Source organism: Streptomyces sp. LUP30, assembly GCF_001746365.1.
Lineage (GTDB): Bacteria > Actinomycetota > Actinomycetes > Streptomycetales > Streptomycetaceae > Streptomyces.
On the sequence record NZ_MJAJ01000087.1, the window covers coordinates 1 to 19,038 of the forward strand.

Annotated in this window: 17 protein-coding genes and 1 pseudogene; 5 read left to right on the top strand and 13 right to left on the bottom strand. The window is 72.8% G+C overall.

Annotation, left to right across the window (positions count from 1 at the left end; all coding sequences use genetic code 11):
- The 9 genes from BG482_RS38620 to BG482_RS38660 all read right to left on the bottom strand — a co-directional run.
- Positions 1-189 (bottom strand): aldehyde dehydrogenase family protein (locus BG482_RS38620; protein ID WP_141746715.1); only part of this gene is annotated, 189 nt, incomplete at its 3' end.
- An 88-nt stretch (positions 190-277) separates the two neighbouring features.
- Positions 278-1,615: an ABC transporter ATP-binding protein gene (locus BG482_RS38625; protein WP_069773891.1), complete on the bottom strand. Its 1,338-nt coding sequence runs from the start codon at positions 1,613-1,615 to the stop codon at positions 278-280.
- A gap of 237 nt (positions 1,616-1,852) precedes the next feature.
- Positions 1,853-2,569 carry a class F sortase gene (locus BG482_RS38630; protein WP_069773892.1) on the bottom strand — a complete coding sequence of 239 codons (717 nt, stop codon included), beginning with the start codon at positions 2,567-2,569 and terminating at the stop codon, positions 1,853-1,855.
- Positions 2,556-3,344, bottom strand: a complete 789-nt coding sequence (locus BG482_RS38635; protein WP_069773893.1) for a hypothetical protein — start codon at positions 3,342-3,344, stop codon at positions 2,556-2,558. The genes BG482_RS38630 and BG482_RS38635 overlap by 14 nt, the downstream gene beginning before the upstream one ends.
- 103 nt (positions 3,345-3,447) lie before the next feature.
- The gene (locus BG482_RS38640) at positions 3,448-4,695 is read right to left on the bottom strand and encodes an MFS transporter (RefSeq protein WP_069773894.1); all 1,248 of its coding nucleotides are present in this window, start codon (positions 4,693-4,695) and stop codon (positions 3,448-3,450) included.
- Positions 4,696-4,714: 19 nt separating this feature from the next.
- A complete protein-coding gene (locus BG482_RS38645) occupies positions 4,715-6,142 on the bottom strand; it encodes a CitMHS family transporter (RefSeq protein ID WP_069773895.1) in 1,428 nt (475 codons plus the stop codon).
- 141 nt (positions 6,143-6,283) lie between these two features.
- Positions 6,284-8,521 (bottom strand): molybdopterin oxidoreductase family protein, encoded by a 2,238-nt coding sequence (locus BG482_RS38650; RefSeq protein ID WP_069773896.1) that lies wholly within the window; start codon positions 8,519-8,521, stop codon positions 6,284-6,286.
- Positions 8,522-8,604: 83 nt separating this feature from the next.
- Positions 8,605-9,222, bottom strand: a complete 618-nt coding sequence (locus BG482_RS38655) for a TetR/AcrR family transcriptional regulator (RefSeq protein ID WP_069773897.1) — start codon at positions 9,220-9,222, stop codon at positions 8,605-8,607.
- Positions 9,223-9,286: 64 nt separating this feature from the next.
- Positions 9,287-9,856 (bottom strand): hypothetical protein, encoded by a 570-nt coding sequence (locus BG482_RS38660; RefSeq protein ID WP_069773898.1) that lies wholly within the window; start codon positions 9,854-9,856, stop codon positions 9,287-9,289.
- 160 nt (positions 9,857-10,016) lie between these two features.
- Here BG482_RS38660 and hmgA point away from each other — a divergent pair, with 160 nt between their 5' ends.
- The 4 genes from hmgA to BG482_RS38680 all read left to right on the top strand — a co-directional run bounded on the left by hmgA (position 10,017) and on the right by BG482_RS38680 (position 14,733).
- Positions 10,017-11,381, top strand: coding sequence for a homogentisate 1,2-dioxygenase (gene hmgA, locus BG482_RS38665; RefSeq protein WP_069773899.1), 1,365 nt, complete (start codon positions 10,017-10,019; stop codon positions 11,379-11,381).
- 26 nt (positions 11,382-11,407) lie between these two features.
- The gene (locus BG482_RS38670; protein ID WP_069773900.1) at positions 11,408-12,157 is read left to right on the top strand and encodes a GntR family transcriptional regulator; all 750 of its coding nucleotides are present in this window, start codon (positions 11,408-11,410) and stop codon (positions 12,155-12,157) included.
- Between the two features lie 35 nt (positions 12,158-12,192).
- Positions 12,193-13,341: a type ISP restriction/modification enzyme gene (locus BG482_RS38675; RefSeq protein WP_069773901.1), complete on the top strand. Its 1,149-nt coding sequence runs from the start codon at positions 12,193-12,195 to the stop codon at positions 13,339-13,341.
- A gap of 168 nt (positions 13,342-13,509) precedes the next feature.
- Positions 13,510-14,733, top strand: coding sequence for a CaiB/BaiF CoA-transferase family protein (locus tag BG482_RS38680; RefSeq protein WP_107450893.1), 1,224 nt, complete (start codon positions 13,510-13,512; stop codon positions 14,731-14,733).
- A gap of 35 nt (positions 14,734-14,768) precedes the next feature.
- On the opposite strand, the gene BG482_RS38685 is transcribed toward BG482_RS38680, so the two are convergent.
- The 3 genes from BG482_RS38685 to BG482_RS38695 form a co-directional block, all read right to left on the bottom strand.
- Positions 14,769-15,056: a hypothetical protein gene (locus tag BG482_RS38685; RefSeq protein WP_079142675.1), complete on the bottom strand. Its 288-nt coding sequence runs from the start codon at positions 15,054-15,056 to the stop codon at positions 14,769-14,771.
- Between the two features lie 126 nt (positions 15,057-15,182).
- Positions 15,183-16,031, bottom strand: a complete 849-nt coding sequence (locus BG482_RS38690) for an anti-sigma factor domain-containing protein (RefSeq protein WP_069773904.1) — start codon at positions 16,029-16,031, stop codon at positions 15,183-15,185.
- Positions 16,028-16,570: a sigma-70 family RNA polymerase sigma factor gene (locus BG482_RS38695; RefSeq protein WP_069773905.1), complete on the bottom strand. Its 543-nt coding sequence runs from the start codon at positions 16,568-16,570 to the stop codon at positions 16,028-16,030. The genes BG482_RS38690 and BG482_RS38695 overlap by 4 nt, the downstream gene beginning before the upstream one ends.
- A gap of 211 nt (positions 16,571-16,781) precedes the next feature.
- Here BG482_RS38695 and BG482_RS38700 point away from each other — a divergent pair, with 211 nt between their 5' ends.
- The gene (locus BG482_RS38700; RefSeq protein WP_069773906.1) at positions 16,782-18,290 is read left to right on the top strand and encodes a DUF4331 domain-containing protein; all 1,509 of its coding nucleotides are present in this window, start codon (positions 16,782-16,784) and stop codon (positions 18,288-18,290) included.
- 607 nt (positions 18,291-18,897) lie between these two features.
- Here BG482_RS38700 and BG482_RS45695 read toward each other — a convergent pair.
- Positions 18,898-19,038 (bottom strand): annotated as a pseudogene (locus BG482_RS45695) (M1 family peptidase); the annotation flags it as partial.

Genomic DNA, 19,038 nt, shown 5'->3' on the forward strand with positions numbered 1-19,038 from the left:
GGGCGGCGTGGCGGCCCAGCCGGGCAGGGCGGCCCGGGCGGCGCGCACCGCGGCGTCGACGTCGTCGGCCTCGGCCGCCGGGACACGGCCGATGATCTGCTCGTCCACCGGGTTGACGACCTCGATCACGTCCCGGCCCGCGGCCGGGCGCCACGCTCCGTCGAGGTAGATGCCGTCGTGTGCCTTCATCGTGTTCCCTCCGGGCGGGCGTCGTCGTCCACGACCTAAACTAGCGTCGTTAGTTTTCCGGCACCAGGGGCCACCGGGGTACGCCCGCTCACTCCTCCAGGTCGGGCAGCCGGGCCGGGGCCGGGCTGACACGGTCGCCGTGCTGGTCGAAGACGAAGACATGGCCGGTGTCGACGAGGAGCGGGACCTGCATGCCGTACCGGAGGTCGAAGTCGGGGGTGGTGCGCACGACCAGGTCGCCGAGCGGGCGGTGCCCGGCGGGCGCGGGCGGCCCGTCCTGCTCGGAGGGCTCGTCCAGGACGACGACCGGGCCGGCCCGCAGGCTGCCCGCACGCTCCCGCAGGCGGCCCAGCACCCCGCCCTCGCGGCGGCGGCGCCGGGACGGCCTCGGGAGCGGCCGGGGTGCTTCCAGATCCGGCACCAGGGCGGACCGGGAACCGGTGTTGAAGTGCACGAGCACCTCATGTCCCTGGAACTCCACGTGTTCCACCAGGCCGGTGATGTGGGTCTCCTCGGGCCGGGCCTCGGCCGGCGTGGCGATGCGGACGGCCTCCGAGCGCAGCCCGACGATCACCTCCCGCCCCTGTTGCACGCGCAGCAGCTTGTGGTCCGGGGAGAGGGGTTCGGGCAGCCGCAGGGCCTGTTTGCCGAGGCTGATCGTCATCGCCCCGTCCAGCGGGGCCAGGACCAGGCCGCGCAGGAGGTTGATGCGCGGGGTGCCGATGAACGCGGCGACGAAGACGTTGCGCGGCAGCGCGTAGACCGAGCGCGGGGCGCCCACCTGCTGCAGGACCCCGCCGCGCAGGACGGCCACCCGGTCGCCGAGCGACATGGCCTCGGCCTGGTCATGGGTGACGTAGACCGTGGTCACGCCCAGTTCCCGGGTGAGCCTGGAGATCTCGGCGCGCAGATGGTTGCGGAGCTTGGCGTCGAGGTTGGACAGCGGCTCGTCCATCAGGAAGGCGGAGGGGTGGCGGGCGATGGCCCGGCCCATGGCGACGCGCTGACGCTCACCGCCGGAGAGCTGCCCGGGGAAGCGGTCGAGGAGGTCCTCGATGCCGAGCATCCGCGCGGTGGCGTCGACGCGGGGGCCCGGATCGGCGCCGGGGGCCTCGATGCGCAGCGGGAAGCCGATGTTGTCGCGGCCGGTCATGTTCGGGTAGAGCGCGAAGTTCTGGAAGACCATCGCGATGTCCCGGTCGGACGGCGCCAGGTCGTTGGCGTATCCGCCGTCGAGCCGCAGCTCGCCCTCGGTGATGTCCTCCAGGCCGGCGATCATCCGCAGCACGGTGGACTTGCCGCAGCCGGAGGGCCCCAGCAGGACGAGGAACTCGCCGGGCGCGACGTCCAGCGACAGCCGGTCCACCACCCGGTCGCCGCGGGCGTGGACCTTGCTGACGTCGTGCAGGGAGATGGCGCGTGTCATGAGAGGTGTCCCCGGGGACTCACTAGGGCGCTGGTGCTCCGCGGTCCGATCTGCCCCGTGCGGGTCGACGAGGCTTGTGCGTCACGGAAGTTAACGGACTGTGCCCGGCCGGGGGAAGAGAAGGGCCCGGATCCGAGGCCGCTGTCCGACGGGTGAGAAACCGGACCGGCTGGTTCACCGGGCGCCGGGCTCACGGACCGCCGGGCCGCGGACGGCTGGTTCACCGGGCGCGCCGGTTCAGCGAGTCTGCGTCAGATGGGCGAAGACGACGACGTTGCTGGTGTAGCCCGTCGCGCGGCGGAAGAGCCCCCCGCAGGTGAGGACCCTGAGCTCGGGCCGCTTGCTGGGCCCGTAGACCTCCTTGTCGGGGAAGGTGGCCTTGTCGAAGACCCGCACCCGGTCCACGGTGTAGACGGCGGTGCGGCCGTCGGCGCGCCGTGCCTCGATCCGGGCTCCGCGCGCCACGCGCGCGAGGCCGGCGAAAACCGCGGGGCCGGTCTTGGTGTCGCGATGGCCGACGGCGACGGCCGTGCCCCGCTCTCCCGGGGTCGGGCCGCCCGCGTACCAGCCGACGAGCTTGGGGTCGTCCACCGGCGGCGTCCCGAGGTGCCGGTCGGGGCCGAGCCGGAGCGGGACGATCGGCGCGTCGATGCCCAGGGAGGGCACGCGCAGGGTGGTCGCCGGAGACCGGGGCAGCGGACGTGGCGGGGGCGTGGGCCGCTCGGACCCCTTCTTCCCCTCCGTCCGGTCCCCTTCTCCGTCGCCCCCGGGGGCCGGGGCGGCGGCCGTGCCGTCGGACGCCGCCCGGCCCGCCCCGGCCGGGACGCCCGGGCCGTCGTGCCCCCCGCACCGGACTCCGACCGTCACCAGGACGACCGTCAGCACGGCCGTCCTGGTGAGGCGAAAGGCACGCGTCCGGTACCAGGGCCTGCGTACGCGCCTACGCGGCACCATGGTTGCGCCGGCGGGTCAGTCGGAAATAGGCGACGCCGCCGACGGCCGCCAGGCCGACCGCCGCGGCCCCCGCCAGCGGGGTGAAGGACTGCGAGGTGTCGGCGAGTCCGCCGCCGCCGGCGTGCACGCCGCCAGCCGGACCGCTGCCCTTCTCACCGCTCCAGCCGCCGCCCTGGCCGCCCTGGCCGCCCTGGCCGTTCTGGCCGTTCTGGCCGTTCTGACCGCCGCCGCCCTGGCCGCCGCCGTTCGGGCCGTTCGGGCCGTTCTGGGCCGCGACCTCGCGGCCGTCGTCGGTGATCGGCCGGTTCGGGCCCTCGTTGCCGTCGCGCCGGCCCTCGGGGCAGCTGATCTTGAAGACCTTCACCTTGGGCGAGGGGGCCGGAGGGGCGCCGGGGGCGGCGGCCGGAAGGGTCCACTCGAGCGTGTAGGACCCCTCGGCGAGTCCGAGGGTGCCGGTGTGTCCGGCGCCGTCGGTCAGCGTGATGGTGCCGGTCACGGTGGCGGTGTCGGGGGCCGGGGGCCGCGCCTTGATGGTGTAGCCGACGGTGGGCAGTTCGCCGAAGTTGGCGGCGTCGAGGTAGAACCGGCAGGCCACCGGGTCGTCCTTGGAGACGCCGGGGGGTACCTGCTCGCGGTGGATCCTGATGTCGCCGGCCTCCCCTACGGCCACGGCGGACGGCGCCGCGAGGCAGGTGAAACCCGCCGCGGCGAGCACCGTGAGAGCCGTGGCGCCGAGACGGGCGCCGAAGGCGGGCGGGAGCGTCGAGCTGGACATGCGCATTCCTCCGAGTCAGGACGATTTTCATACAAATCGCTCTTGCACCTGACTCTCTTTCACATCGGCGCTCCCGACTGTGGGAGCGCCGCCCGACGCGCCGTCAGACATCGCTCGACCGGCGCAACCCCGCCTCGGCCCCGCGGCCGGGCGGGACCACGCCCGCGCCCCCGCCCCTCCGCTGCCCTCCCGGCGATCGCGCGGCCACCCCCGACGACAGCAGCAACAACGCCCCCAGCATCACGAACGGCGCGGCCGCGCCCGCGACCCCGGCCGCCAGACCGGCGGCGGCGGGCGCGGCGACCTGGCCGAGCCGGTTGCCGGTTAGCCGCAGCGCCAGGGCGGTGGAGCGGGCGCCGTCCGGTGCGGCCTGGACGACCGTCGTCATGGACAGCGGCTGGCCGACCCCGAGGCAGAAGCCGAGCGCCGCGAGGATCGCGCCCAGCGCCCAGACCGGCGCCGGCAGCGCGACACCGGCGCACAGCAGGCCGGCCAGGAGACAGGTCACGCAGAGCAGCGCCGTCCGGCCGAGCAGCCGCAGCAGCGGGGTGAGGACGAGCCGGCACGCTATGGAGGCCGCCGCGCGGACGCTGAGCAGCACGCCGATCACGGCCGGCGCGATGCCCCGGTGCTCGCCGACCACCGGCAGGTACGCGGTGAGGATGTCGGTCGCGGACAGCACGGAGAGGCTGATCAGGATGCCGGCCGGGACGCCCCGCGTGTGCAGGATGCGGCCGAGGGGGACACGGCCGTGCGGGCCGCCGCGGGAGCCGGCCGCGGTCTCGCGGTGCTCGACGCCCCACAGCGTGGTGAGCGCCATCGCACAGCCCGTGCCCGCGACGAGCAGGGCCAGTCCGCTGCTGCGCGTCATGTCCGCGCCGTCGATCAGCGCTCCGGCCGCCACCGGGCCGACCAGCTGCCCCAGGGAGGCGCCGATGGTGAAGTGGCCGAAGTTGCGGTCCTGTTCGTGCGGCGCGGACTGACGTGCCACCAGCGACTGGGATCCGATGACGAAGCAGAGGTGGCCGAGTCCCATCACCCCGCTCCACAGGGCCATCGTCCACAGCGAGCCGGCCACGCCGCTCAGCACGCAGCCGCCGGAGATCAGGACCACCCCGACGGGCAGCAGGGGGGCGCAGCGGCCGTGGTCGGTGCGCCGGCCGAGCGGCACGGCGGCGAAGAGCGGCAACAGGGCGTAGACGCCCGCGATGACGCCGATCGCCCGCTCGTCCGCGCCCAGCGCGAGGGCCCGGTAGGACACGGCGGGCCGGGCCATCGACACCGCCCCCTGCGCGAAGCCGAAGGCGATGACGAGACGGAGCAGCCAGCCGCGGTTCCCGCCGGGCCTCACAAGTTCCTCCACGGCCGGGTCAGATGATCCCGAACAGGATGCCCGCGCCGAGGATGGCCAGGCAGGTGCAGGCGGCCCACTTCACCACGAACCGGGTGTGGTCGCCGAACTCGACCTTGGCCATGCCGACGAGGACGTAGACGGCCGGGACGAGCGGGCTGGACATGTGCAGGGGCTGGCCGACGAGCGAGGCGCGGGCCATCTCCAGCGGTGTGACGCCGTGGGCCGCGCCGGCCTCGGCGAGGACCGGCAGCACGCCGAAGTAGAAGCCGTCGTTGGACATGAAGTACGTGAGCGGGAGGCTCAGGACGCCGGTGACGAGCGCCATGTGCGGACCCATGCCCGCGGGGATGACGTCCACCATCCAGGTGGCCATGTGGTCGACCATGCCGGTGCCCTGCAGGACGCCGGTGAAGACGGCGGCGGCGAAGACCATCCCGGAGACGTTGAGGACGTTGTCCGCGTGGGCGGCGAGCCGCGCCTTCTGGTCCGGGATGTGCGGGAAGTTGACGGTCAGGGCGAGCGCGGCGCCGAGCAGGAACAGCACCGGGATGGGCAGCCACTCCATGATCATGGAGGTCAGCAGTCCGACCGTGAGCAGCGCGTTGAACCAGTACAACTTGGGGCGCAGGGTGGCCCGTTGCGGGTCGAGGCCCTGGAAGCCCTCGTCGCTGTCCTCGTCGCCGAGGTCGACGGCCGCACCGGAGCCCGCCGCCGGCGCGGAGGTCGCTCCGGGGCCGGAGCCGCCGGCGCCCACGAGGACCGTCTCGGTCCGCTCGGCCTTCTCCTTCTGCTCGACGTGGCCCCCCACCAGCACCTCGTCCAGGGTCAGCACGCCGAGCCGGGTGCGCTCGCGGCGGCCGAGGACGTAGGCGAGGACGAAGACGAAGAGCAGGCCCACGGCCAGGGCCGGGATCATCGGCACGAAGATGTCGCTGGCGTCGAGCTTGAGGGCGGTGGCCGCGCGGGCGGTCGGGCCGCCCCAGGGCAGGGTGTTCATGACGCCGTTGGCCATGGCCGCGACGCCGGTCATCACGACGAGGCTCATCTTCAGGCGCTTGTACAGCGGGTACATCGCCGAGACGGTGATCATGAAGGTGGTGGAGCCGTCGCCGTCGAGGGAGACGATCGCGGCGAGCAGCGCCGTGCCGATGACGATGCGGAGCGGGTCGGCCTTGCAGAACTTCAGGATGCCCCGGACGATCGGGTCGAAGAGCCCGACATCGATCATCACACCGAAGTAGACGATCGCGAACATGAGCATCGCCGCGGTCGGGGCGAGGCTGGTGACGCCGTCGAGGACGTAGTCACCGAGCTTGGCGCCCTTTCCGACGAAGACGCAGAACAGCGCCGGGATCAGCACGAGCGCCGCGATCGGCGACATCTTCTTCAGCATGATCAGGACCAGGAAGGTCGCGATCATGGCGAAGCCGAGGATGGTCAACATGAGTGGATACCTAACGTTCGCCCTTGAACATCCCACCTGGGGGTCGGCGGTGGGTCGACGTTAGGTCCGTTCAAACGGTGTTAACAAGACGTTGACCTGCGAGCAATAAGCGCAAAACTCCAGGTCACAGCTTTGCTCAGCTCACCGGGCCGGGAGAGCGGCAACTTCCACCGGCACTCCGTTGAGGACGGCGTTGCCCGACAGGGGGTCCAGCAGGCTGCCGTCGAGGAGCTGGTTGACGTTGACGCCGGGGTCGGCCGCGGCATGGCTCAGACGGGTGCCGGGGCGGTCGTGGCCCCAGCCGTGGGGCAGGCTGACGACGCCTTGGCGCATCTGGTCGGTGAGCTCGGCCGGCGCCGTCACCTCTCCCCCGGCGCCCTTCACCCGCACCGGCTCGCCGTCGCGCACCCCGAGCCGCTCGGCGTCCTCGGGGTGGATGTGCAGGGTGCAGCGGTTGGTGCCGCCGGTGAGGGCGGGGACGTTGTGCATCCAGCTGTTGTTGGACCGCAGATGCCTGCGGCCCACGAGGACGAGTCCGTCCGTGCGCTGCCGCATGCCCTCCCGAAGGCGGGGGAGGTCGTCGACGATCGGCTTCGGCAGCAGTTCGATCCGGCCGCTGCGGGTCTTCAGCGGCTGGGGCAGCCGCGGGCGCAGCGGGCCGAGGTCGATGCCGTGCGGCGCGGCGAGCAGCCGGGCCAGGCCCAGTCCGTCCGGGCGGGCGCCGAAGCCGTCGCCGTAGGGGCCGAGGCGCAGCATCATGTCCAGGCGGCGCTCGGGGCCGGTGTCGCCGGTGAGCTGTGCGGCGAGTTCGCGCGGGTCGCGGCCGTGCACGGGCGAGTGCGGGTCCTTGACCGCCTTGCCGAGGGTCTGCCCGACGACCAGGTCGTCCACGGCGCCCGGGTCGGCGCCGTGCATGCCGGTGGCGGCCAGGGTCAGCCGGGCGAGGATCTCGGTCTCGGCCATCCGGCCGGGCTCCAGCGGGACGGCCGCACGAGTGTAGCGGACCTGGTTGCGCACGGCGAGGGTGTTGAAGGCGAAGTCGTGGTGCGGGCTCTGCGAGGGCGGCGGCGGGGGCAGTACGACGTCGGCGTGGCGCGAGGTCTCGTTGAGATAGGGGTCGACGCTGACCATGAAGTCGAGGGCGTCGAGGGCCTTGTCGAGCCGGTCGCCGTCGGGGGCCGACAGGACGGGGTTGGCGGCCACCGCGACGAGCGCCCGGATCGGCTCGCCCTCGTCGGTGGCGGTGTCGATCTCCTCGGCGAGCGCGGAGAGCGGCAGTTCGCCCTTGGCCTCGGGGTGCCGGCTCACGCGGGAGTGCCAGCGCGCGAGCTGGAAGCCGTGCCCGGGTCCGGCCGGGCGGGGGGTGCGGTCGGTGGCGGCCTGCGGGAAGAGCGCGCCGCCGGGCCGGTCCAGGTTGCCGGTGAGGATGTTGAGGACGTCGACGAGCCAGCTGGCGAGGGTGCCGTAGGGCACGGTGCAGCTGCCGATGCGGCCGTAGACGGCGGCGGTGGGGGCGGCGGCGAGCTCGCGGGCCAGGGTGCGGATCAGCGCGGCTTCCACGTCGCAGGCCTCGGCGACCGCCTCGGGGGTGAACTCCCGTACCGCCTGCACGAGTTCGTCGACGCCTTCGACGTGCGGGCCCAACTCGCCCAGGTCGACGAGGGATTCGTCGAAGAGGACGTGGGTCATGGCGGCCAGGAGCAGCGCGTCCGTGCCCGGCCGGACGGGGATGTGCCGGTCGGCGAGCTTGGCGGTGCGGGTGCGGCGCGGGTCGATGACCGTGAGGGCGCCGCCGCGCGCCTTCAGCGCCTTGAGCTTGCCCGGGAAGTCGGCGGCGGTGCACAGACTGCCGTTGGACTCCAGGGGGTTGGCGCCGATGAGCAGGAGGTGGTCGGTGCGGTCGAGGTCCGGCACGGGGATCGCGTTGGCGTCGCCGAAGAGCAGTCCGCTGGAGACGTGCTTGGGCATCTGGTCGACCGTGGAGGCGGTGAAGAGGCTGCGGGTGCCGAGGCCGGCGATCAGCACCGCCGGGTAGAGCGCGCCGGCCATGGTGTGCACGTTGGGGTTGCCGAGCACGACTCCGACGGAGTTCGCCCCGTACCGCTCGACGACCGGCCGGATCCCGGCGGCCACCGCGTCGAAGGCCTCCTCCCAGGTGGCCTCGCGCAGCTCCCCGTCCTTGCGCACCAGCGGGGTCCGCAGCCGGTCGGGATCGCCGTCCACGGCGCCGAAGGAGGCGCCCTTGGGGCAGATGAAGCCCTTGCTGAAGACGTCGTCGCGGTCGCCGCGGGCGCCCGTGACCTTGGTCCCCTCGATGGTGAGCGTGAGCCCGCAGGTGGCCTCGCACAACGGGCAGATTCGCAGGGCGGTGCGGGACACGGGTCCTCCTGGGGGCGGCAGTGCCTGTCCCGAGTGAGCATACCGACCGGTATGGCCCGTGGGGAGGGGGTCGGCCGCGGCCGTCAGTCCAGGGTCCGCGCCAGGTACGCGCGCAGCAGCTCGCGGGTCTCGTCGATCACCTTCGGGTCGCCCTGCGGATCCACCCGGAAGGCCAGGTGGACGAGGGTGTCGGCGGCCTCCACGGCGATCAGGAAGGTGCGGCGCAGGTCGTCGTCGGGAGCGCGGACGAGATAGTCCGAGAGCAGGTCGGTGAGGCGGTCGGCGACACGGTGGTTGGGTTCGGCGTGCCGGGCGCCGACCGGGATCTGGTTGCCGAAGTCGACGAGGGAGAAGCCGGGCGCGGTGCGCTTCATGGCCAGGTACTCGTCGAGCACCGCGTCCATGGCGGCCCGCCAGTCCCCCTGGCCGGCCTCCTTCAGACGCTCGGTGACGCGCTCGGCGTAGCGTTCGAGGTTGCGCTGCGCGAGCGCGTCGGCCATCTGCCGCTTGTTGCCGAAGAAGCGGTAGACGGAGCCGATGGGGACACCGGCGCGCTCGGCCACGGCCCGGGTGCTCAGGGCGTCGTAGCCGACCTCGTCCAGCAGGTCGGCGCAGGCGTCGAGGATCCTGGTCAGCCGTTCGGCGCTGCGCCGCTGCACGGGCGCACGACGGAGCGATGTCGCGTGGGGCACGGACCTCATGATGCCTTTCCGCCGCGTCCAGGTGAACCTCGCCCCTGTGTACGGAGAAAGGTGCCTGATGCACTCAAGCGGACGGCGATCCGGCCGGCGACACGTCCGGCGATCCCGCCGGTGATCCGGTCGGGGACGGGGCGGGCGACGGCTCCGACGCCGTGACGTCCGCCGTGGCCTCCACCGGCTTGCCCTCCACCGCCCACACCGTCGCATCGTCGGCGTAGAGGCGGACGGTGACCTCGTGCGTGCCGTGCGGGAGATAGCCTGCCGGGATGCGGTACGAGGTGCTGCGCAGGTCGGCGACCTCCCTGCTGTCGACGTAGAGCCGGGCGATGCCGCGGCCGGTGACCGCTTTCTGCGGCGCATCCGTCGGCGAGAGCCGGAAACGCGCCAGCTTCACCCGCACGTCCCAGCCGCCGTGCGCGTCCGGCTGCACCTCCACGCCCACCTCGGGCGCCCCCTTCCTCGCCACCTCGCGGTAGTGGCGCCCGTCGCCGTCGGTGTGGTCCAGCACCTTGCCCACGGGCGAGGGCGACTGCGCGTTCCCGTCCCGCGTACCGCTGGAGCCGCAGCCCACGGATCCGGTCAGCAGCAGGCCACAGACCGCGAGCGCGGCGGGAAGGGTGCGCGTCCACGACATGATCGGGACACTAGAGCACCGGTCCGGCACGCGGATCCCCCTGAAGTCTGGTTCTGGCCGTGCCGTGATCGTCCTCCGAGAGGAGGACCCCCGCCCTCTTGCGTCCATGAAAACGCAATCCTACGGTGATGCATAGGAATCAGTCGGCAAGGGAGCCACGATGAGCAGCGGGGACGCACGCAAGACGGCCGAGGGGCTGAGCTATCTCTCCGGGTTCGGCAACGAGCACGCCAGTGAAGCGGTGCCGGGCGCCCTGCCGGAGGGCCGCAACTCCCCCCAGCGCGCGCCCCTCGGCCTGTACGCGGAGCAGCTCAGCGGCACGGCGTTCACCGAACCGCGCGCGCACAACCGCCGCTCGTGGCTGTACCGGATCCGCCCCTCGGCCGCGCACCCGGCGTTCACCCGGTCCGGCGACGGCGCGATCCGCACCGCCCCCTTCGGCCAGACGGTCCCCGACCCCAACCGGCTGCGCTGGGACCCCCTGCCCGAGCCGCCCGCCGGCACGGACTTCCTCGCCGGTCTGTGGACCCTCGGCGGCAACGGCGACGCGACCCAGCGCACCGGCATGGCCGTGCACCTCTACCACGCGAACGCCTCCATGGACCGCGTCTTCGGCAACGCCGACGGCGAGCTGCTGATCGTCCCCGAGGAGGGCGGGCTGCTGCTGCGCACCGAGTTCGGGCTGCTGCGCGCCGAACCGGGCGAGGTGGCGCTGATCCCGCGCGGGGTCCGCTTCCGCGTCGACCTGCTGGACACCGCGCCCGACGGCGGGCCCGGACCGACCGCACGCGGTTACGTCTGCGAGAACTACGGCGCGCTCTTCCGTCTCCCCGACCTCGGGCCGATCGGCGCCAACGGGCTCGCGAACCCCAGGGACTTCCGCGCCCCCGTCGCCGCCTACGAGGACGTCGAGGGCCCGGTGGAGGTCGTCAACAAGTTCTGCGGCCACCTCTGGAGCGCCACCTACGACCACTCCCCGCTCGACGTCGTGGCCTGGCACGGCAACCTGACGCCGTACGTCTACGACCTGCGCCGCTTCAATGTCATCGGGACCGTCTCCTACGACCACCCCGACCCGTCGATCTTCACCGTGCTGACCTCCCCCTCGGACACCCCCGGACTGGCCGGCGTCGACTTCGTGGTCTTCGCGCCGCGCTGGCTGGTCGGCGAGGACACCTTCCGGCCGCCGTACTTCCACCGGAACGTCATGAGCGAGTACATGGGCCTGATCGAGGGCGCGTACGACGCCAAGACGGCCGGCAAGGGGGGCTTCGTGCCGGGCGGCGGTTCGCTGCACAACATGATGTCGGCGCACGGCCCGGACCGGGAGACCTTCGACCGTGCCGGCGCCGCCGAACTGAAGCCGCAGAAGGTCGACGACGGGCTGGCGTTCATGTTCGAGACGCGCTGGCCGCTCGTCCTCACCCCGCAGGCGGCCCGCGCCGACCATCTGCAACAACGCTACGACGACGTCTGGCAGGGCCTCGAAAGCCACTTCCGGCCCTCCGACGACACATTGCACTGAACGGTGCCGACCGGTACGGATAGCCCGTGACCTCCTTCGCCCCGGACTCGATCGTCCTCACCCGAAAGCTGCCGCTCTGGTATCAGGTGTCGCAGTCGCTGCGCGCCTCGATACTGGGCCGCTCGCCCCGCGAACCGCTCCGGCTGCCCACCGAGGAGCAGCTGGCCGGGCACTACGGGGTGAGCGTGCTGACCATGCGGCAGGCGCTGAAGGAGCTGGAGGACGAGGGGCTGATCACCCGGCACCGACGCCGGGGCACCTTCATCGAGCCCACCGCGCGGCGCGGGGCCCCGGTGCGGCTGCTGGGCTCGGTCGACGCGATCGTGGCCCAGCAGTCCGGCATGACGACCGAGCTCCTGGAGCACGGCAGCACGGCCGTCCCCGCCGAGGTGGCCGAGCACTTCCCGGACCTGACCGAGGTGGCGGCCTACCACCGTCTCAGGAGCGACGAGGAGACGGGCGAGCCCACCAACCACGCCCGCAACTACGTCCGCCCCGAACTGGCCGCCCGCATCGACCCCGAGGACCTGATCCGCTGGCCCATGACGAAGGTGCTGCGGGACGTCGTCGGCGCGGACATCGGCAGGATCACGGACACCGTCGAGGCACGGCTGGCGGACCCGGAGACGGCCCGGCTGCTCCGGGTCCCGCTGCTCAGCCCGATCCTGCACTACACGGGCGTCACCCACGACACCGCCGGCCGGGTCCTCGACGCGGCGGTCATCCACTACCGGGGCGACCGTTTCTCCTTCACGGTCACGCTCGACGCGACGTGACGCGCCGTGCCGCGCCGTCTGCGAGCCGTCGTACGATGCCGAGCGTGACGCACGACGACGCTCCGCCGCTGGCGGACCTGATGCCGTGGTCCGTCGCACCGCCGCGGCTCGGCCGGGGGTGGCCGACGGCGCCCGACCCGACGTCCCTGAAGGCCCGCTGGGACGCCCTGCTGAAGGCCGAAGGCGCGGACCGCGAGGCCCTGTTCGAGCCGACGCGCTCCCGCACCCTGTACTCGGCGGTCGGACAGCTGCCCGGCCTGTCCGCCGGGACGGAGAAGCTGGTCCGCGCCTCGGGCCCCTGCCCGGAGCCGGTCCGGGTGCTGGCGGCGCCCTTCGACGAACAGTGGCTGATCCCCGATCAGCGCCTGATCGACGCGGCCCGCCCCGAGTTGTGGCGGGTGGCGGACGAGCGGCAGGTCTTCGTGGTGGAGACACCGGAGTCGCCCCTCCTCGTGTCCTCGCTGATCCCGCTGGTGCGGCCCGGTCGCGTCCGGCCGCTGTACCGGCGGCCCGGCGGCGAGGAACCCAATCTGGCGCCGGGCCTGTCGGACCTGCTGCGCCGGCTGGGCCACTCCCCCGATCCGGTGGACTTCCTGGCCTGGATGCTGACCGCCGTCCGACCCGACCTCACCGTCCCGCTCACCCGCGACCCCGGGCTCTGGGCCGAGGGCGTGGAGTGGGGCCGGCGCGCGCTCTGGCTGCTGCGCCGCGACGGCGAGCGGCCCCGGCTCCCGGGCGGCCGCCGGCCCTACGTCCGCGCCCCGCTCCCGGCCCGGCCCCTGACCCTTCACTACGACCGCGACGCGGAGACCCTCCACCTCGACGAGGGCCGGATCTCCCCCGTCCCGCCGGAGGCCTGGGACTTCGAGGCGGGCGGGGCCCGGGTGCTGGAGCGGTGGTTCGCGGCGCGGACGGCGCAGAGCACCGGGCCGGGCGCTCTCGCGGCGATCCGCCCGGCCACCTGGCAGCAGACGTGGACGTCCGAACTCCTGGAGCTCATCACGGTGTTGACGCTGCTGGCCGAGGTCCGCGGCCGACGGGCGGAGTGGGAGGTGACCGACACGGTCAGCACGGCGGAGCTGCGCACGGCGGGCGTGCTGCCGGTCCCGGACTCCGCGCGCCGCCCGGCGACCGTGCTGGACCACCACGAAGAGGGCCCGGAGGGCCAGTTCGCCCTGCTGTGAGGCGGGGTCGCCGGTGCCGGGGCCGCCGTGCACCGGGGGAGCCGTGCACCGTGGGCCCCTCGGGCCGGCCTCGATCACGGTGTTGCGCCGCTCGCCGTGCGGCGTCGCGCGCGGGGCGAGGGCGGCCCCGGCTGACAAGGGCCCCGGTCAGGGGACATGATCCCCTGCATGGACCAGCCCCTGCCGCAGCCCACGCCCCAGCCCCAGCCCCTGCCCCTGGAGGGGCTCACCGTCGTCGCCGTCGAGCAGGCCGTCGCGGCGCCGTTCGCGACCCGGCAGCTCGCCGACCTCGGCGCCCGGGTGATCAAGGTCGAGCGGATCGACGGCGGCGACTTCGCGCGTGGCTACGACACCGCCGCCGGCGGCCTCGCCTCGCATTTCGTGTGGTGCAACCGGGGCAAGGAGTCCATCGCGCTGGACCTGAAGGATCCGCGCGGGCTCGACGTCGTACGACGGCTGGTCGCCGACGCGGACGTGTTCGTGCAGAACCTCGCGCAGGGTGCGGCGGCCCGGCTGGGCCTGGACGCGGCCACCCTGTGCGCGACGCATCCGCGGCTGGTCGCGGTGGACATCTCCGGGTACGGGCCGAGCGGCCCCTACGCCGGCAAGCGGGCCTACGACATGCTCGTGCAGTGCGAGGCCGGGCTGGTGTCGGTGACCGGGACGCCCGCGCAGCCGGTGAAGGCGGGGATCCCGGCCGCGGACATCGCGGCGGCCATGTACGCCTTCTCCGGCGTGCTGGCGGCGCTGGTGCGCCGGGGCACGACCGGGCGGGGCGGCCCGGTGGAGGTGTCGATGCTGGAATCGCTCGCGGAGTGGATGGGCCACCCCCTGCACCACACGATGCACGGCGGCGCCGCCCCGGCCCGCACCGGCCTGGCGCACGCGGTGATCGCGCCGTACGACGCCTACGCCACCGCGGACGGCGGACGGGTGCTGCTGTCGGTGCAGAACGACCGGGAGTGGCGGCGGCTGGCCGAACAGGTCGCCGGGCGGCCCTCGTTGGGGACGGATCCGGCGTATGCGACGAACGCGGCACGGGTGACGAACCGGGAACGCACCGATGCCCTGGTGGCGGAGGCACTGGGCGCGCTGGACACCGACGAGGCGCTGACGCGGCTGGAGGAGGCGGGCATCGCGTGCGCGCGCCTGCGGGATCTGCCCGAGCTGGCGGAGCATCCGCAGCTCGCGGCCCGTGATCGCTGGCGGGAGGTGGGGACGCCGGTCGGACCGCTACGAGCGCTGCTGCCCCCGATCACACTGCCGGGCGGGGCGGAGGCACGGATGGGTGACGTGCCCGCGCTCGGGGAGCACACCGAAGCGCTGCTGCGTGCCGTGGGGATGACGGACGAGGAGATCGCAGCGCTGCGCCGGGACGGTGTGGCCGCCTGAGCGCGGGACTCAGTACATGACGACGTGCCGGACGGTCAGTGCTTGTTGCCGCCGAACAGCGAGCGGCGCAGTCGGCGCAGGGGCGCGAAGAGCGAGACGCGGCTGACCCGGGCCCGCGTCGTCCTGGAACCGTGGTCGCGGTCGCGCAAGGGCTCACGCGCGGTCAGCTCCCGCATGAGCGAGGTCGCCTCGACCGTCTCCCGCTGCGGTATGGCGGGACCCGCCAGCACCGAGAGATGGCGGTCCAGGCGCGAACTGGTCGCGCTGCTCCCGCAGGTGATCGCAGGGACGCGCGCCCTGCTGTGCATCGTTATCTGTTCCATGTCACTCCCCACCCGTACGAGTCCACCCGGCCCGGGCAGGGTAACCCTATCGCCCCGTCGAGGCACACATGTATCGAGCTCACGTGATTCACCTTCCCCGTAAGGGGGTTGACGACTCCTCGGCGATCACTCTCCGAATCCAACCGATTTCAGGGTGAGTTGGACAACCGGCTGAGTAGTGGGCTGTGGCGATCCCCCGTCCGGCTCGACGGTCACAGCGAGTGACGTCGCCGCCTTGTCGAGACCGGTGGCGACCAGGGGCGTGTCGCCCGCGAAGAGCCCGAGGGAGCGCGGTTGCGCGTTCGGGCGCATGAGCCACAGCTGGTGCACCTGCCCGGAGGGCAACGCGCCGTATCCGCTCAAGGTGACGATCGCCTGTCCCTCCGAAGCGGAAGCGATCACTCCGATACTTCGGCCCCGGGCGTCCTTCCCGTTGCCCGCCCGCGCGTCGGGAGCTGCGAGAACGTGGGCGATCTCACGCGCCTGGGCGCGCTCGGCGTCCAGGCGGTCCTGGGTCCGTCCGGCGTGGACGGCGAAGACGGAGGCGGCCACCAGGGCCGCGGCGGCGGTGGCCGTCGCCAACGGCGCGAAGAGCGGGCGGCGCGCGCGGGGCGCTCCCCCACGACCGGACGCGTGGGAGGTGCCCCCGGAGCGTCGAGGCGGCGGCTGCACGCCCCAGACGTGCGGGGGCAGTTGCGGCGCATGCTCCCGCACCGGCGCGCGCGGCGCCTCCTGCGGGGTTCTCTGCACCGCGGCCAGCACCCGCTCGCGCATCGCGGGGGGCGGCGTGGCGGCCGTCGACCAGGCCAGCCGGACGGCGTCCTCGGCCAGCGCCCGCACTTCGGCCGAGCAGCGGTCGCAGCCCTTGAGATGCTGTTCGAAGCGGCGGCGCTCGTCGGTTTCGAGGGCGTCGAGCGCGTAGGGGGCGGCCAGGGAGTGCAGATCCCCGCGGCGGAACAGGCCGAGCAGACTCATGCGGCGCCTCCCAGGCAGTCGCGCAGCCGCGTGAGTCCGTCACGCATCCGTGTCTTCACCGTGCCGAGCGGCAACGAGAGCCGGTCGGCCACCTCACGGTACGTGTAACCGTCGTAGTAGGCGAGGGTGACGGACTGGCGCTGAAGGGCCGTCAGCCGGTTCAGGCAGCGTCGGACCAACTGGCGTTCCAGGCCCGCCTCGACCTCCTCCGCGACCTGGTCGAAGGCGGGGTCGTGGTAGCGCGAGGCCTCGCGCTGCTCGCGGTCGACGGCCGCGCGGGCGCTGCGCACCCGGTCGACTGCGCGGCGGTGGGCGAGGGTGAGGATCCAGGAGAGGGCGCTGCCCCGGTTCGGGTCGAAGCGGCCGGCCGAGCGCCAGGCCTCCAGGAGCACCTCCTGGGCGACCTCCTCGGACTGTGCGGGATCCCGGACGACGCGGCGCACGAGCCCGAACACCGGCCCGGAGACGAGGGCGTAGAGCCGTTCGAACGCCCGCTGGTCGCCCCTCGCCACGAGCACCAGAAGCTCGTCCGCCTCCATGCCGTCCCCCTCCCTGCGACCGCCGCACCCGGGCCGCCCCGTCACACCAGGCATCCGCAAACGAACACACCTCCGGTGGATGGGTACGGATCGGAGAGGCGAAAACGCGGGTGAGCAGGAAAGAAAAAGTTTTTCGTTCCTGACCAATCCGAACCCGCCCTCCGTTCCGTATCACTGTCCGTCAGGCAACTTGGCACAGAGGACGGACGGCATGACAGCTTTCTCCAGGAGCGGCAACGGACGCAGGAGCGTCGCGACCCTCATATGCGGTGCGTTGGCCGCCGGGGGGCTCGCAGCCGCCGGCGCCGCCGCGCTGGCCCCGGGGGCCGCCTACGCCTCCAGCCACCGTGAGGCTCCTCTCATCTCGGGCACCCCGCAGTACGACAACACGGACCTCTACGCGTTCGTCAGCCCGGACCACCCGGACACGACGACCATCATCGCGAACGTCATCCCCTTCGAGGAGCCCGGTGGAGGCCCGAACTTCTACCAGTTCGCCGAGGACGCCCAGTACGACGTCCGCATCGACAGCGACGGCGACGCCAAGGAAGACCTGATCTTCCGCTACACCTTCAAGACGAACGTCAAGAACCGGAAGTCGTTCCTCTACAACACCGGCGTGGTCGACAGCCTGTACGACCCCGACCTGAACGTCACGCAGTCCTACGACCTGGAGCTGATCAAGCTCAAGAAGGGCAAGGTCGAGCACCAGACCAAGCTCGCGGACGACGTGCCGGTGGCCCCGTCCAACGTGGGCAAGGCCTCGATGCCGCATTACTCGAAGCTGCGTGACCAGGCGATCTACAAGCTGTCCAACGGCTCCAAGACGTTCGCCGGCCAGGCCGACGACCCGTTCTTCGCCGACCTGCGCGTCTTCGATCTGCTGTACGGCGGCAACCTCTCCGAGGTCGGCAACGACACGCTCAAGGGCTACAACGTCAACACGATCGCCCTCCAGGTGCCGAACGACCTGATCGCCGAGTCGAAGCACCAGCCGATCGTCGGCATCTGGTCGACCACCCAGCGCCAGAACGCCCAGGGCTACTACACGCAGGTCTCGCGGCTGGGCAACCCGCTGGTCAACGAGGTCGTCAACCCGATCAAGGACAAGGACAAGTTCAACGCGTCCAAGCCCAAGGACGACGGCCAGTTCCTGAAGAACGTCACCAACCCCGAGCTGCCCAAGCTCATCGAGGGGATCTACAAGATCAAGGCGCCGGCCGAGCCGCGCAACGACCTCGTCGACGTGTTCCTCAAGGGCGTCAAGGGCCTCAACCAGCCCCCGTACGTGACGCCGTCGGAGGAGCTGCGCCTCAACACCTCGATCAAGCCGACCGCCAGCCCCAAGCGGCTCGGCGTCCTGGACGGCGACAACGCGGGCTTCCCGAACGGCCGTCGCCTCACCGACGACGTGATCGACGCCTCGCTGCAGGTCGTCGAGGGCGAACTGGTCGGCTCCAAGAACGATCTGGGCGACGCGGTCGACAAGAACGACAAGAGCTTCGAGAAGTACTTCCCCTACATCGCCCTGCCGACCGAGGGGTCGCGCGGCGCGATCGCCAAGAGCGGCGCCGACGTCAAGAGCCAGCTCGGTGACGCCCTCACCGGCTCGGACGACAACACCACGTTGATCGCGTCCTCCGCGGGCGCCGGTGCGGCGGGCATCCTCCTCATCGGCGGCGGCCTGATGTGGTGGCGAGGCCGGCGGCGGGCCTACTAGGCCCTCCCCCTGAACGGGCCGGGGAGAATCCTGCGCTCCCCGGCCCTGTCCCACCGACTGGCGCGGCCCGCGTACTCATCCCCCACGGCGCGGGCCGCGCCGCCCCATGCGAGCAGACGGAACCACCCCAGGCGACCTAGGAGAGGGCATGTCCCCGCGGACGAACGACGGCGAACCGGAGCCCACCCGACCGGCCTCCGCCCGGCCGGCACCGGTCACGGACGGGCCGGTTTCCGGCGAATCCGCCTCCGGCACCCCGGTCGCGGACCCGGGACAGCCGGCGCCCGCCACCGCACCGGCCCTTGAGGGGGCCTCCGCGGAGAGCGCGCCCGGGGCCGACCCGGGGGCCCCTGAGGCGCAGACCGACGCGAAGTCGGACTCCGACGCCGGCTCCGACGCCATGGGCGCTCGCGCTGCCGCCGGCGGAGCCACGGCCGACACCGACGGCGCCACCGGGGCCGGACCCGGTGCCGAGGTCGCCGGTCCGGCCGGCTCGGACGCCGAGGCCGGTGCGGGCGGCGACGCCCACGTGGGATCGGTCGTCGGTGCGGGGACGGGCGGCGACGCCCGTGACGACGTGACCGGCGAGCCCGAGACGGCCGGTGCCGGTGCCGGGGTCGTAGGCGAGGGCGAGGTCGTAATGGCGGGCGTCGAAGCCGCCGTTGCCGAGCTGCGGGAAGTAGGCGTCGCCGATTCCGTCGGCGCCCGGGGTGGGGGCGGAGGAGGCGGCGATGACGAGGAAGGAGGC

Coding starts and splice junctions, on each gene's coding strand:
- BG482_RS38680 (WP_107450893.1), top strand. CDS start 13,510: ATGGACCAGCCCCTGCCGCAGCCCACGCCCCAGCCCCAGCCCCTGCCC.
- BG482_RS38675 (WP_069773901.1), top strand. CDS start 12,193: ATGCCGAGCGTGACGCACGACGACGCTCCGCCGCTGGCGGACCTGATG.
- BG482_RS38625 (WP_069773891.1), bottom strand. CDS start 1,615: ATGACACGCGCCATCTCCCTGCACGACGTCAGCAAGGTCCACGCCCGC.
- BG482_RS38630 (WP_069773892.1), bottom strand. CDS start 2,569: ATGGTGCCGCGTAGGCGCGTACGCAGGCCCTGGTACCGGACGCGTGCC.
- BG482_RS38695 (WP_069773905.1), bottom strand. CDS start 16,570: ATGGAGGCGGACGAGCTTCTGGTGCTCGTGGCGAGGGGCGACCAGCGG.
- BG482_RS38645 (WP_069773895.1), bottom strand. CDS start 6,142: ATGTTGACCATCCTCGGCTTCGCCATGATCGCGACCTTCCTGGTCCTG.
- BG482_RS38690 (WP_069773904.1), bottom strand. CDS start 16,031: ATGAGTCTGCTCGGCCTGTTCCGCCGCGGGGATCTGCACTCCCTGGCC.
- hmgA (WP_069773899.1), top strand. CDS start 10,017: ATGAGCAGCGGGGACGCACGCAAGACGGCCGAGGGGCTGAGCTATCTC.
- BG482_RS38700 (WP_069773906.1), top strand. CDS start 16,782: ATGACAGCTTTCTCCAGGAGCGGCAACGGACGCAGGAGCGTCGCGACC.
- BG482_RS38655 (WP_069773897.1), bottom strand. CDS start 9,222: ATGAGGTCCGTGCCCCACGCGACATCGCTCCGTCGTGCGCCCGTGCAG.
- BG482_RS38660 (WP_069773898.1), bottom strand. CDS start 9,856: ATGTCGTGGACGCGCACCCTTCCCGCCGCGCTCGCGGTCTGTGGCCTG.
- BG482_RS38635 (WP_069773893.1), bottom strand. CDS start 3,344: ATGTCCAGCTCGACGCTCCCGCCCGCCTTCGGCGCCCGTCTCGGCGCC.
- BG482_RS38685 (WP_079142675.1), bottom strand. CDS start 15,056: ATGGAACAGATAACGATGCACAGCAGGGCGCGCGTCCCTGCGATCACC.